13 protein-coding genes and 2 pseudogenes are annotated in these 13,483 nt (G+C 70.4%); 11 read left to right on the top strand and 4 right to left on the bottom strand.

Annotated features, from left to right (window positions below):
* The coding region (locus IE198_RS35415) for a hypothetical protein (RefSeq protein ID WP_229834179.1) at positions 1–261 on the bottom strand (261 nt) is incomplete at its 3' end.
* Positions 262–1,273: 1,012 nt separating this feature from the next.
* On the opposite strand from IE198_RS35415, the gene IE198_RS21250 reads away from it, so the two are divergent.
* From IE198_RS21250 to IE198_RS21230, 5 genes are all read left to right on the top strand, one after another.
* A complete protein-coding gene (locus IE198_RS21250) occupies positions 1,274–1,678 on the top strand; it encodes a roadblock/LC7 domain-containing protein (RefSeq protein WP_189888917.1) in 405 nt (134 codons plus the stop codon).
* A 108-nt stretch (positions 1,679–1,786) separates the two neighbouring features.
* Positions 1,787–2,803, top strand: coding sequence for a DUF6397 family protein (locus IE198_RS21245; protein ID WP_189888916.1), 1,017 nt, complete (start codon positions 1,787–1,789; stop codon positions 2,801–2,803).
* Positions 2,804–2,950: 147 nt separating this feature from the next.
* On the top strand, positions 2,951–3,979 hold the full coding sequence (gene tdh / locus IE198_RS21240; RefSeq protein WP_189888914.1) for an L-threonine 3-dehydrogenase: 1,029 nt from the start codon (positions 2,951–2,953) through the stop codon (positions 3,977–3,979).
* Positions 3,980–4,009: 30 nt separating this feature from the next.
* Positions 4,010–5,209: a glycine C-acetyltransferase gene (locus IE198_RS21235; protein ID WP_189888912.1), complete on the top strand. Its 1,200-nt coding sequence runs from the start codon at positions 4,010–4,012 to the stop codon at positions 5,207–5,209.
* Positions 5,206–6,120, top strand: coding sequence for a LysR family transcriptional regulator (locus tag IE198_RS21230; protein ID WP_189888910.1), 915 nt, complete (start codon positions 5,206–5,208; stop codon positions 6,118–6,120). The genes IE198_RS21235 and IE198_RS21230 overlap by 4 nt, the downstream gene beginning before the upstream one ends.
* A 76-nt stretch (positions 6,121–6,196) precedes the next feature.
* On the opposite strand, the gene IE198_RS21225 is transcribed toward IE198_RS21230, so the two are convergent.
* On the bottom strand, positions 6,197–6,706 hold the full coding sequence (locus tag IE198_RS21225; RefSeq protein WP_100111563.1) for an SRPBCC family protein: 510 nt from the start codon (positions 6,704–6,706) through the stop codon (positions 6,197–6,199).
* A gap of 365 nt (positions 6,707–7,071) precedes the next feature.
* Here IE198_RS21225 and IE198_RS21220 point away from each other — a divergent pair, with 365 nt between their 5' ends.
* Positions 7,072–7,431: a hypothetical protein gene (locus IE198_RS21220; protein ID WP_189888908.1), complete on the top strand. Its 360-nt coding sequence runs from the start codon at positions 7,072–7,074 to the stop codon at positions 7,429–7,431.
* A gap of 147 nt (positions 7,432–7,578) precedes the next feature.
* Positions 7,579–7,890, top strand: a complete 312-nt coding sequence (locus IE198_RS21215; protein ID WP_189888906.1) for a UBP-type zinc finger domain-containing protein — start codon at positions 7,579–7,581, stop codon at positions 7,888–7,890.
* A 159-nt stretch (positions 7,891–8,049) separates the two neighbouring features.
* Here IE198_RS21215 and IE198_RS35410 read toward each other — a convergent pair.
* Positions 8,050–8,576: pseudogene (locus tag IE198_RS35410) on the bottom strand (ricin-type beta-trefoil lectin domain protein); the annotation flags it as partial.
* 134 nt (positions 8,577–8,710) lie between these two features.
* Between IE198_RS35410 and IE198_RS21205 the strand changes: the two are divergent.
* Positions 8,711–9,943 (top strand): MFS transporter, encoded by a 1,233-nt coding sequence (locus IE198_RS21205; RefSeq protein WP_189888904.1) that lies wholly within the window; start codon positions 8,711–8,713, stop codon positions 9,941–9,943.
* Positions 9,944–10,020: 77 nt separating this feature from the next.
* On the opposite strand, the pseudogene IE198_RS21200 reads toward IE198_RS21205, so the two are convergent.
* Positions 10,021–10,835: pseudogene (locus tag IE198_RS21200) on the bottom strand (SecD/SecF family protein translocase subunit); the annotation flags it as partial.
* Between the two features lie 105 nt (positions 10,836–10,940).
* On the opposite strand from IE198_RS21200, the gene IE198_RS21195 reads away from it, so the two are divergent.
* From IE198_RS21195 to IE198_RS21185, 3 genes are all read left to right on the top strand, one after another.
* Positions 10,941–11,801 (top strand): ABC transporter substrate-binding protein, encoded by an 861-nt coding sequence (locus IE198_RS21195; RefSeq protein WP_189888902.1) that lies wholly within the window; start codon positions 10,941–10,943, stop codon positions 11,799–11,801.
* Positions 11,768–12,598 carry an amino acid ABC transporter permease gene (locus IE198_RS21190; RefSeq protein ID WP_189888900.1) on the top strand — a complete coding sequence of 277 codons (831 nt, stop codon included), beginning with the start codon at positions 11,768–11,770 and terminating at the stop codon, positions 12,596–12,598. The genes IE198_RS21195 and IE198_RS21190 overlap by 34 nt, the downstream gene beginning before the upstream one ends.
* Positions 12,599–12,659: 61 nt before the next feature.
* On the top strand, positions 12,660–13,454 hold the full coding sequence (locus IE198_RS21185) for an amino acid ABC transporter ATP-binding protein (RefSeq protein ID WP_189888965.1): 795 nt from the start codon (positions 12,660–12,662) through the stop codon (positions 13,452–13,454).
* Positions 13,455–13,483: the final 29 nt, after the last annotated feature.

Here is a 13,483-nt window from a genome sequence, read left to right as displayed (position 1 = left end):
GCGATCTTCGACTCCATCAGGAAGGTGGGCATGCGGGCCTTCGCCGAGGAGAGCGGAGCCGGCTTGGAACCGGCCCGCTGAGTCGTGGGTCCGGTCGCCGTGTGCGGCGACCGGACCCACGTGATCCACGGGGGCACCGGCCATTGCCGCTTCGAACGCGATGAAGGGGAAGAGTGCCTTGGCGTTCTCGGCTGCCCTGTGAGAGGGCACTCCGAGGGCCTTTGAGAGCCTGCTCAACGCCGCGCTTTCGTCCTTGTGCACTCCGGTCACCTCCATCACGTGATTCGCCCATTGATTACTTGCAGAGTAGGGGAAAGCGAAAATTACTGGACTCAAAGTAAAGGAGAGTCACGCGTACCACAATACCGACGCGGGGTACGTGTTCGCGGGTCTTGTCACTTTCCGGCCACCACAACAGTGGGCCGACGCGTGTGGTTTGCGTCGACCCCCTTCGCCCCGGGGGCCGAATGTGTCACTAGCAGGGACCGGAACTGTCCCTGCTGGTAGGCGAGCGGATCGGCCCGGTCGGCGAAATGCGCAGCAGCCTGCGTATCCGCTCCACTTGGACCAGATCCACCCGGACCGCGATCCGTGTCGGCGCGCCGCCGTTCCCCCGTCATGCGTTCCAGCACTGCGCTCAGGGGATCCGGGCCTTGGCACCCCGGCTAAACGGTCCTACGGATGTATCCATGCGCTGTGGTGCGGGATCGGAGCAAGGAGATGGGGAGCCAAGGACATGAAGGAGGGTGGGGGGAGTGCGGATTCGCCGTCGGTGCGTCGTGGAGGACCGCTTGCCGTTGACGGCCCTGCCGCACTCGTCCGTGCCTCCGGTCGGCTCGATGCGATGGACCCGGTCGGCCCGTCGGCAGCGGGCGGACCTCGCGGATCGCGCCGGAGACGGTGGAGCGGTCGACGCCTCACAACTCAGTTGGCGCAGCGTGCGGCAGCCCAGCCGCAGGCGCACCAGCGTGACCAGGAGCCGGTCGACGAAGGCCAGGCGCTGGTCCCGGCAACGGCTGCCCGTCCGCGTCTTGGCCCCGCCGCTCGCGTCGCAGCACCGACTCACGGGCGGCCGACCACATTTGGGGGCGAGTTCTTGGAGTAACTCGCCGAAGTATGCGCGGGAGACGCCGGACAGGGCAGGATGGGAACAGACCGCACGGGCCCAGGTAAGTCGCCACAGGCCGACCGCGACCATGCCCATCTCGCCCCAAGGTCGTTACGAGCGAACGCGAGGCCACGGGGAACGTAACAGCGGGGAGGACGATCGAACATGGCGTTGGACAAGGGACTCGACTGGCTGCTGGACGACCTGACGGAACGGGTCGAACACATCAGGCACGCGCTCGTGCTGTCCAACGACGGCCTGGTGACCGGCGCCAGTGCGGGGCTCGCCCGTGAGGACGCGGAACATCTCGCCGCCGTCTCCTCCGGCCTGCACTCCCTCGCCAGGGGATCGGGACGGCATTTCAGGGCCGGCCGGGCACGTCAGACGATGATCGAGTTCGACGACGCGCTGCTGTTCGTGACGGCGGCGGGCGAGGGCAGCTGCCTGTGCGTGCTCAGCGCCGCGGAGGCCGACATAGGCCAGGTCGCGTACGAGATGACACTTATGGTCAATCGGGTCGGCGAGCATCTGGGGGTCGAGGCGCGGCAGTCGGACGGCAGCCCCTTCTGACGCGTTCGAACCGCGCCGGGACGAGTTGTCCACAGGCCGCGGCGGCATGTCCCCGCTCGGGGCTACGGTCGTCACCGAGAGTATTCACCACTCACGGGGGAGACCGACATGACGGTGCGGCAGGCAGAAGCGACCAGTCTCGCGCTCGGCCGGGCGGCAGAGGAACTCTCTCTGGGGCGCGGCGAGTTCGAACTCGCGGTCCAGCTCGGCCAGGTACGCGCGCTGTCGGACGTGCGCGGCGGGCCACCACGCTTCGACCGGCAGGAGATCGACCGGCTCCGGAGCCGGCAGGGCTTTCCGGAGGCCCTCAGGGAACAGTTGCGTACCGTCGGCACAGCGGACGGCGCGGACCTCGCCTCGATCAGCCAGGGCCGGTTCCTCAGACTGGCCCGTGCGGGTCATCTCACACCGGTCCGCTTCTATGTCAACCGCTACCACGCGGTGGTGTGGCTCTACCTGGCCGAAGAGGTACGGGACTTCGCCCGCGACCACCCGGCCCTGCTGACCGGTGCGACGCCTCCGCAGGCCCGCGCCGCGCCGGCGGCGGGCGAGGACCGGCGCCCGAGGAACTGGCGGGGGCGGCGGCTGGGCGACCTGCTGCGCCTCAGTGGAGACCCCCGGCAGCGGGCCGCGGCGATTGCGGCCGTCCTCGATCCGGTGACGATCGCCGAGGTCGTCCCCGACCCCTACGAGCGCTCGTATCTGCGTGTGCTCCGTCCCGACCTCGCACCGGCCCGGCCGAAGTCACCCGCGGGGCGGGAGATCGTGGAGCGGCTACTGCAGGCCGACCACCCCGACGAGATCCTGTGGCACCGGACGACTCTCGCCGACGGGCTGCGGGAGGCGCGCGAACACGCTGAGGCGCCCCGCCCCGCACCGGGGCACCGGCCGTGGGCCTCGGCATCGGATCCGGCCCGCCGGCACCCTCCAGGGCGCCGGCCGGGATCGACAACACCGGCGCCGGCTGCTCGCGCCTCCACGGCGCCGACCGCTGGTCGGCTCGGCCCGGCCCGCATGTTCGGTCCGTTCAGCCTGTCCGGTCCGTCCGGTCCATCGGGATCGTCGCGGCGGGGCGCCCGCGGTCTGCTCGGCCGGCTGTTGCGCAGACCTGCGGCGCGGGCGTGAAGCTGCGCTGTTGGCCCGCTTAAGAAAACCTCGATGGACGTGACGCTCCGAGCTGGGCAAATTGGAGCCCGTCCACTGACCGGGGCCGTATTTTCGATATCCGGTCACAGCGACCGCCCGACCGTCACCATGCCAGGAGCCGCACCGATGAAGGCACTTGTCAAGCAGCATGCCGAGCCCGGCCTGTGGCTCATGGACGTTCCCGAGCCGGAGACCGGCCCCGGCGATGTGCTCATCAAGGTGCTGCGCACCGGCATCTGCGGCACCGACCTGCACATCAGGTCATGGGACGGCTGGGCCCAGCAGGCCGTCTCGACACCGCGTGTCCTCGGCCACGAGTTCGTGGGCGAGGTCTCCGCGATCGGCGCGGACGTGAACGACATCGCGGTCGGCGACATCGTCAGTGGCGAGGGCCATCTCGTCTGCGGCAGGTGCCGCAACTGTCTGGCCGGCCGCCGCCATCTGTGCCGCAGCACCATCGGCCTCGGCGTCGGCCGCGACGGGGCGTTCGCCGAGTACGTGGCACTGCCCGCGTCCAACGTGTGGGTGCACCGCACCAAGGTGGATCTCGACGTCGCCGCCATCTTCGACCCCTTCGGCAACGCCGTGCACACCGCGCTCTCCTTCCCCCTCGTCGGCGAGGACGTGATCATCACCGGCGCCGGCCCCATCGGGATAATGGCCGCGGCCGTCGCCCGGCACGCCGGCGCGCGCAACGTCGTCATCACCGATGTCAGCGAGTCCCGGCTCGAGCTCGCCCGCAAGGTCGGAGCGACCCTCGCGGTCAACGTCGCCGAGACCGACATCGCGGCGGCCCAGCAGCAGCTCGGCCTCAAGGAAGGCTTCGACATCGGTCTGGAGATGTCCGGCCGCCCCGAGGCCATGCGGGACATGGTCGACAACATGACGCACGGCGGCCGCATCGCAATGCTCGGTCTGCCCGCGCAGGAGTTCGCCGTCGACTGGTCGAAGATCGTCACCTCGATGATCACCGTCAAGGGCATCTACGGCCGCGAGATGTTCGAGACCTGGTACGCGATGACGGTCCTCCTCGAGGGCGGCCTCGATCTCAGCCCCGTGATCACCGGAAGCTACGGCTACCAGGACTTCGACGCGGCCTTCGACGAGGCCGCCACCGCCCGCAGCGGCAAGATCATCCTCGACTGGACCGTCTGAGTCCCGCGTCCCCCAGACCTAGGAGAAGCCATGTACGCGTCCGTCCGCGACGACCTCCGCGCCACGCTCACCGAGATCCGCGACGCCGGTCTCTACAAGCCCGAGCGTGTCATCGGCACCCCGCAGAGCGCATCCGTCGCCGTCACCGCCGGCGGCGCCCCCGGCGACGTGCTCAACTTCTGCGCCAACAACTACCTCGGCCTCGCCGACCACCCCGAAGTCGTCGCCGCTGCCAAGGACGCGCTCGACCGCTGGGGCTACGGCATGGCGTCCGTCCGTTTCATCTGCGGCACCCAGGAGATCCACAAGGAACTCGAGCAGCGCCTGGCCGCCTTCCTCGGCCAGGAGGACACGATCCTCTACTCCTCCTGCTTCGACGCCAACGGCGGCGTGTTCGAGACCCTTCTCGGCCCCGAGGACGCGGTCATCTCCGACGCCCTCAACCACGCCTCCATCATCGACGGCATCCGCCTGTGCAAGGCCCGCCGCCTCCGCTATGCCAACCGCGACCTCGCCGACCTCGAGCAGCAGCTCAAGGAGGCCGTCGAGGGCGGCGCCCGCCGCCGGCTGATCGTCACCGACGGCGTCTTCTCCATGGACGGCTACGTCGCCCCGCTCGCCGAGATCTGCGACCTCGCCGACCGCTACGACGCCATGGTCATGGTCGACGACTCGCACGCCGTCGGCTTCGTCGGCCCCGGCGGCCGCGGCACGCCCGAACTGCACGGTGTGATGGACCGCGTCGACATCATCACCGGCACCCTCGGCAAGGCCCTCGGCGGCGCCTCCGGCGGCTATGTGGCCGCCCGCGCGGAGATCGTCGAACTGCTGCGCCAGCGCTCCCGGCCGTACCTCTTCTCCAACTCCCTGGCCCCGGTGATCGCCGCCGCCTCCCTCAAGGTTCTGGATCTGCTGGAGTCCGCCGGTGACCTGCGGGAGAAGCTGGCCGCCAACACCAAGCTCTTCCGCACCGAGATGGCGGCGGCGGGCTTCGAGATCCTGCCCGGCGACCACGCGATCGCGCCCGTCATGATCGGCGACGCCGCGGAAGCCGGACGCATGGCGGAACTGCTGCTGGAGCGCGGCGTGTACGTGATCGGGTTCTCGTATCCGGTCGTCCCCATGGGCCAGGCGCGGATCCGGGTCCAGCTGTCCGCCGCGCACTCCACCGAGGACGTGCGCCGGGCGGTGGCCGCCTTCGTCGACGCACGGGCGACAATGGCGGGGTGATCGACCCCCGGCGGCTGCGGATTCTGCGGGCCGTGGCGGACCACCGTACGGTGACCGCCGCGGCCGCAGCGCTCTATCTGACCCCCTCGGCCGTCTCCCAGCAGCTCAACGCGCTGGAACAGGAGACCGGCCACGCGCTGCTGATCCGCAGCGGAAAGGGCGTACGGCTGACGGCGGCGGGCGAGATCCTGCTCACCCACACCCACGCCGTACTGGCGCAACTGGAGCGAGCCGAGGCAGAACTCGCCGCGTACGCGGACGGCGCGGCCGGCGAGGTGAGCGTTGCCGCGTTCGCCACCGGGATCGCCGAGGTCGTGGCACCGGCCATGATCCGGCTGTCATGGGCACGCCCCGGCATCCGCGTCCGCGTGCGGGACGCGGAGGGCGACGAGAGCCTGCCGCTGGTGCTCGACGGGGAGGCGGACCTCGCGGTGGCGGTGGAGTACCGGGGAGCGCCCGGTGCGGACGACCGGCGCCTCGCCCGGGTCCCGCTGTACGCGGAGCCGTTCGACGCGGTCCTGCGCGCCGACCATCCGCTCGCCGCGAAGGACCATGTGGAGCTGGCCGAGTTCCACGACAGCGACTGGATCGGCCCCTACCCGGGCAACCCCTGTCACGACGTGGTGCTGCTGGCCTGCGAGCTGGCCGGGTTCGAGCCGCGTCTCGTGCACTCCTCCGACGACTTCCGCGCGGTCGTCGCCCTCGCAGGCGCGGGCGCCGGTGTCGCCCTCGTGCCGCGCTCCGCCCTGCGTGGCATGGAACTGCGCGACACGGTCGTGCGCCCCGTCGCGGGCCCGGCCGCCACGCGGCGCGTCTTCGCCGCGGTCCGCCGCGGGGCGGAGACCCACCCCCTGATCCGCCCGCTCCTCGACGCCCTTGCGGACACGGCGGAGGGCCTCCCCACGGGCTGACCCGGCCCCGACGGTTCCGTCGGCGCCCCTGGAGCAGTGCGCCGGACCCGGCCCCGGGGCCGCCGGCGCGCCGCCGTCAGACGGGCTCCGACTCGATCGCCAGCTTCAGGTTGGCCAGGGTCCTGCGGATGTTGCGGCGCTGGAAGTCGGCGAAGGTGTGGCCCCGGGTCGCTGCCTTGTCGAACGCGTTCGCCAGGAAGTCGGGCCACCCGCGGCGGTCGTCGATCCAGGTCTCCGTCACGCGCGTCCCGCCGCCGGCGGCCCGTTCGAAGCGGTACTCCCAGGTGGCGATGCGGCCCGGCAGCAAGGGCCGCCTCCTGCCGATGGCCCGCACCCGGAACGCGAACCGCTCGCCCGGGTCCGCCGCCGTGACCGTGCAGCGAGTGGTCCAGCTGAACGGCCCGCGGGTGTTGCGGCCGTCGAAGACCATCCCCACGTAGGCCCGTTCACCTCCGTCGTGCACGGTCGCGCCGCGGTTCTCAGGGCTCCAGCGCCCCATCAGCGCAGGGTTGCTGACCTGCGCGTAGATCGTCGAGGGGGCGGCGTCGATCACGACGCTGTCCGAGACGCTGAATATCCGGGGCATCCGTACGACTCCGATCATCATGGGCGCCCGACGCTATCGCGCCGTGCCCCAGGGGCCGGGCCGAGGGGGTCCTTACTGCGGGTCGCCGTGTCCAGCACGCCGTCATGCCCGAGTCGAACGACTGGCGCCCGACGGCGAACAGCGTGAACGGCAGCGCGTCGCAGAAGAAGGCAGCCACGGTGAACCGGCCCACGTGGTCAGGTCGCGCGGCGGACGACGGCCCGTGTAGCGGCAGAGCACGAGCCCGCCGGTCCGCGGCGGAGGACGGTGGTGGGCCGAGCAGGTCGTTGCGCTTTGCGAGCCTGCCGTGCGGGCAGTTTCAATACGGCCAAACCTCTCATAAGGCGCGTGATCGGAGAATCGCGATGCTTGTCCATGCAGTCGACCGGGGTGTCCTGGTCGTCACCGTCCGCGTCGACATCGACATCAGCACCCGGGCGTACGCGGTGCAGGCCATCGCGCGCCTCGTCCGATCCCATCTGCCGCTGCCGGTGGTCCTCGTACTCGCCGCGCCCGTGGTGAGCGCCGCGACCCTGAGCGCCGCGCTGCGGGTCCACCGACTGTGCAGCGGTCTGCAGGTGCCGCTGGCAGTCGTCACCCCCAGCGGCGCGGCACGGCGCATCCTCCGGGCGAGCGCCGACTCCACCCGCTTCCCGCTGGGCGTCTTCGCCGCTACCGAGAGCGCCGTCGCGGCCTCGGTCACGGCACATGACGCATCGGCGTGATTTGACAGCCATGGCCCTGGTGGGAGCCTGGAGAGCGTGAAGAGGCCACGCTCCGACGGGCTGCGGGACCAGCACTGTTGGGCGGGACGGCCGGCGTAGGCGTGGTGGTCGCCGGTTGGATCACGGCACGGGACCGGAGGCACCGATATGACTTCCAGTGGGAAGACGGCCCCGGTCTGCGGGCACCTCGACCAGGTCCGCGACGTCACGCCCGACAGTCCCGACAGCTGTCCCGAGTGCGTCGCACGGGGCGATGCCTGGTTCCATCTCCGGCAGTGCCAGATCTGCGGGCATGTCGGCTGCTGCGACTCCTCGCAGAACAAGCATGCGTCCGCCCATCACGCCGCCACCGGCCACCCTCTCATCCGCTCCTACGAACCGGGTGAGGGCTGGTGGTGGTGCTACGACGACCAGGTGGCGTTCGAGGTCGAAGGATCGCCGCCCGCCCGCGCGGCCTGACGGCCCGAGGCGCGAGGGCTCTGCGCCGAAGTGGACGGTCGTCCTGGCCTCCGACCGGGGCGGCGCAGGTCGTGGATCGGTCGGGACCGAGAGGTGTGCCCGGGGGCGGCGCGCCCTCCGTCGAACCGCGGCCGACCTCGGCCACGGTCCGGCCGCCGGTCATCTCGTCACCGTCCACTGCTGGTTGGCAGATCCGGTGCACGTCCAGATCTGCAGGCGAGTGCCGTCTGTTCCTGGTGGCGTCCAGGCACTTGTGCGCCTGGGGGTTGACGATGTCACGACGAGGGTGCCGTCGGTGATGCCGCCGGAGGCGGCGTCGCACTTGCCGAGGGCCTTGATGGTGTGCCGTCGCCGCCCGGGCTCCAGCGCCGCGCGACGGTGTCGTTGCGGTCGTAGAGCTGTACCGGCGAGCCGTTGGCGGTGCCCGCGCCCGGCCACGTCCACGCACCTGCCGCCGATCCCGGTGATCGGCCCGCCGGTCGCCGGGCTGTCGCCGGTGGTGACCTCCGGCGCCGATGCCGCCCGAGCCCCGAATATCCGGGGCCGTGCAGTGCGCCGCCGTGCACGGTGGACGACTCGAAGCCGACGTTCTCCATGACGTCGATCTCGCCGGAGGCCGGCCGGCCCAGCTGCCCGACGTCGTTGCCGAGCACCCAGAACGCGGGCCACATGCCCCGCCCGCGCGGCGCCTGGTACGCACCTGTGGCACCGCGGGCTACATTACCTTGCTCGCACAAAATAGCGCGCTTGCAATCAAATGCGTGTGCAATTATTGTCGACGCTCATAAGGAGCACTCGCAAATCTTCGGAAGGTCTTCCCATGCCTCTCGCGCTGCTGGCTCTGGCGGTCGGTGCCTTCGGCATCGGCACCACCGAGTTCGTGATCATGGGGTTGTTGCCCGCGGTCGCGGCCGATTTCGGGGTGTCGATCCCCACCTCTGGTCTGCTGGTGACCGGCTACGCCCTCGGTGTGGTGGTCGGCGCCCCGCTGATGACCGCTCTCGGCACCAAGGTGTCCCGCAAGCGGATGCTGATGCTGCTGTTGGTCCTGTTCGTCGTCGGCAACGTCGTGTCGGCCCTGGCACCCACCTTCGGCATGATGCTCACCGGCCGGATCGTGGCCTCACTCGCCCACGGCGCGTTCTTCGGCATCGGCTCCGTGGTCGCCGCGGATCTGGTCGCCCCGGACAAGAAGGCCGGCGCCATTGCCATGATGTTCACCGGTCTGACGGTCGCCAACGTCGTCGGTGTCCCCGGTGGCACACTGATCGGCCAGTCCGTCGGCTGGCGCACCACCTTCGTGATCGTCGCGGCGCTCGGTGTGATCGGTCTGGCCGGCATCGCCCGGCTCGTGCCCGACATGCCCAAGCCCCAGGGCGTGCGGCTGCGCGACGAGGTCGCCGCGTTCAAGAACGCCCAGGTCCTGCTGGCCATGGCGATGACGGTCCTCGGTTTCGGCGGGGTGTTCGCCGCGATCACCTACATCGCGCCGATGATGACCGAGGTCGCCGGCTTCGCCGACACCTCCGTGACCTGGCTGCTGGTCCTCTTCGGTGCCGGCATGGTCGGCGGCAACCTGCTCGGCGGCAAGTACGCCGACAAGCACCTGATGCCCCTGCTCTACACCACCCTCGCCGCCCTCGCCCTGGTCCTCGGGGCGTTCACACTCACCGCGCACCACAAGGTCCTGGCCGCGATCTCGATCGTGCTGATCGGCGCGCTCGGTTTCGCGACGGTGCCTCCGCTGCAAAAGCGCGTCCTGGACCAGGCCCACGGCGCCCCGACGCTGGCCTCCGCCGTCAACATCGGGGCCTTCAACCTCGGCAACGCGCTGGCCGCCTGGCTCGGCGGCATCGTGATCGCCGCCGGGATGGGCCTGACCGCCCCCAACTGGGTCGGCGCCCTGCTCGCCGCGGCGGCCCTCGTCCTCGCCGTCCTGTCCGCCGCCCTCGAACGCCGCGATGCCCGGTCCGGCAGCCGTGTCGTCGCAGGTTCCACCGGCGCGGTGACCACCGCAGAGGTGTCGGCGCCCGCGGCCGCCGGCCACCACTGAATCTCCGTACCCGCCCGCGCGTGCCGCCGCCGTCGCAGCATCACCGATGCCGCGACAGCGGCGGCTCAGGCCGCCGCCCCGATCCCGGCGACCGCGAGCAGCAGCAGCCCGGAGCAGATCCGCAGCCGGCGGCGCGGTGCCGCATCAGCCGCGGAGGACGCCGGGCGAGCCGGGCCCGTAGCCGCCCCGTCCCCGCCATACCGGTCAGGGCCGGCCGGCGCCGGACGGCCGGCACCCGCACCGCCCAATCGGCGAGCAGTCTGGTGATCACCATGGCCGACACCATCGACGCCGGCACACCGATGGCCAGCGTCACGCCGAAGCCCTTCACCGGCCCCGTGGCGAACACGAACAGCAGCGCTGCGGCCACCAGTGTGGTGATGTTCGAGTCGGCCACGGCGCTCCACGCCTTGGCGAACCCGGTGCGCAGCGGGCGCCGCAGGTCCCGCGGACGGGCGCCGGCCCGGCCCGTGGGCCGGGTGTACTCCTCCCTCGCCCGCTCGAAGACGAGCACGTTGGCGTCCACGGCGATCCCGATCGCGAGCACGAATCCGGCGAGCCCCGGCAACGTCAGCGTCGCGCCGAGCCCGACGACGGCGGCGTACGAGATCAGCCCGTACAGCGCGAGCGCCACGGTGCCCAGCAGACCGAGGAGCCGGTAGACGGCGACGATGAACGCACCCGTGCAGAGGAGCCCGATCACGGCGGCCGTCGCACTTGCCCGGATGGCCTCGGCGCCGGGCGTCGGGCCGACGGTGCTCTGTTCGACGGTGGTCACCGGCGCAGGCAGTGCACCGCCCTTCACCAGGGTGGCGAGATCGCGGGCCTCGTCGGCGGAGAAGCTGCCGGTGATCTGCGCGGAGCCGCCACTGATGCCCGCACCGCAGGGGACATCCAGGGCGTGCGCGACCCGATGGAAAGCTCCGTCGCACCAACTGTGCCGTGGCTTACGATCTCGGCGGGCGGTCGTGGACTGCGGCCTCCCGTCCCCCCACCCATGGAGGTCACCGTGTTCGGGACGGCCAGCGGCCACCGCACCCACCGCAGCAGCTTCCGCGTCCGCGCCACCGCCGGCGTGGTGGCTGCCGGGACGTTCCTCGCCGTCGGATGTTCCTCCTCCGACGACGGGCCCGGGACGGCGGCGGGCGGCGTCCCCGTGGTGGAGAAGGGCAGGCTGACCACCTGCACCCACCTTCCCTACCCTCCCTTCCAGTTCGAGCAGGGCGGCAAGGTCGTCGGCTTCGACGTCGCCCTGATCGATCTGGTGGCGAAGAACCTCAAGGTCGAGCAGAAGATCCTCGACACCCCGTTCGAGAACTTCAAGACGGGCGCGTTCCTCAATTCCGGCGAGTGCGACCTGGCCGCCGCCGGTATGACCATCACCGACGAGCGCAAGAGGAACGTCGACTTCTCCGTCCCGTACTTCGATGCCACCCAGGCGCTGCTGGCCACCAAGAAGAGCGGCGTGACGTCGCTCGACGACGTCAAGTCCCAGAAGAAGAAGCTGGGCGCCCAGGCCGAGACCACCGGCGAGAGCTACGCCAAGGACCAGGGCTTCGACCCGGTCGCCTTCGAGAGTTCGGACGCCGTGCTGAACGGGCTGCGTACCGGCCAGGTCGACGCGGTCGTCATCGACTACCCGGTCGTCCAGGGCTGGCTCAAGGACAAGGCCAACGCCGAGCAGTTCGTCCTCGGCCAGAACATCGAGACCGGTGAGCAGTACGGCTTCTCGGTGAAGAAGGGCAACGACAAGCTGCGCGCCGCGATCGACAAGGCGATCAATGAAGCCCGCGCCGACGGCACGTACGACAGGCTCTACGAGCAGTGGATCGGCCCGCTGCCCAAGGCGCAGTCGTGACCTCACGCCTCACCCGTCGCCAGCGGCGGCGGATCTCGCAGGGCGTCCAGTACGCGGTGTTCGTGGCGGTTTTGGTCCTGATCGGCCTGGGGGCGGACTGGGACCGTCTGCAGAACCAGTTCGCGCAGAAGGACCTCGCCTCCGAGCTGTTTCCGGACATCATCACGATCGCGCTGCGCAACACCGTGGTCTACACGGTGTCCGGGTTCGTCTTCGGCCTGGTCCTGGGACTTGTCATCGCGCTGATGCGGTTGTCGTCGGTCGCCCCCTACCGATGGGTGGCGAGCGTCTACATCGAGATCTTCCGCGGTCTGCCCGCGCTGCTGATCTTCATCTTCGTCGGTGTGGCCGTACCGCTGGCCTTCCCCGGCACGGAGATCCCCGGTGGCACGTACGGCAAGGTCGCCCTGGGCCTCGGGCTGGTCGCCGCCGCCTATATGGCGGAGACGATCCGGGCGGGCATCCAGGCAGTGCCCAAGGGGCAGATGGAGGCGGCTCGTTCGCTGGGCTTCTCGCACGCCAGGGCCATGGTGTCCGTGGTCATCCCGCAGGCGTTCCGGATCGTCATCCCGCCGCTCACCAACGAACTGGTCCTGCTCTTCAAGGACTCCTCGCTGGTGCTGTTCCTCGGTGTCACCCTCCAGGAACGGGAACTGACCAAGTTCGGCAGGGACCTTGCGAGCCAGACCGCCAACTCCACCCCGATTCTCGTCGCCGGCCTGTGCTACCTGCTGGTGACGGTGCCGCTCAGCATCGTGGTGCGCCGCCTCGAGGCGCGCGCCGACAAGGCCAGGTGAGCAGCGGATGCCGGTCGGAGCACAGTCGTCGGGAAGCGGGAGCAGCGAGAACATGAGCAGCATGGACCGCCCCGAGATCGAGATCCGGGGCCTGCACAAGTCGTTCGGCGACAACGAGGTGCTGCGTGGCATCGACCTCGACATCGGCCGGGGCGAGGTGGTGTGCGTCATCGGCCCCTCCGGCTCGGGCAAGTCGACGCTGCTGCGCTGTGTGAACCTCCTGGAGGAACCGACCGCCGGCCAGGTCTTCGTCGGCGGCACAGAGGTCACCGACCTGGATGTCGACATCGACGCGGTACGCCGCCGCATCGGCATGGTCTTCCAGCAGTTCAACCTCTTTCCCCATGTCACCGTCACCGAGAACCTCACCCTTCCGCAGCGGCGGGTGCTGCGACGGGACAAGGCGGAGGCCTTCGAGGTGGCACGGCGGAACCTGGAACGGGTGGGCCTTGCGGACAAGGCCGACGCCTATCCGTCACAGCTCTCCGGCGGCCAGCAGCAGCGGGTGGCGATCGCCCGGGCGCTGAGCATGGGCCCGGAGGTGATGCTCTTCGACGAGCCGACCTCCGCGCTCGACCCGGAGCTGGTGGGCGAGGTCCTCGCGGTGATGCGACAGCTGGCGGCCGAAGGCATGACGATGATGGTCGTGACCCACGAGATGAGCTTCGCCAGGGAGGTCGCCGACCGGGTGGTGTTCATGGACGGCGGGGTGATCGTCGAGGAAGGGCCGGCCGAGCGGGTCGTGGGAGACCCCCAGCAGGTGCGCACCCGCAACTTCCTGATGCGCATCCTCGATCCGGCCGCCGCCGAGCAGCCGGGGGACACGACATCCGAACGCCCCGCCAAGGAGCTGTGACAGGAGCGGGTGCCCCGGCCGGGTGGGGG

It is taken from the genome of Streptomyces xantholiticus, from assembly GCF_014651015.1.
In the GTDB taxonomy this organism is placed as follows: Bacteria; Actinomycetota; Actinomycetes; order Streptomycetales; family Streptomycetaceae; genus Streptomyces; species Streptomyces xantholiticus.
This window is presented reverse-complemented; position numbering and strand designations above follow the sequence as displayed.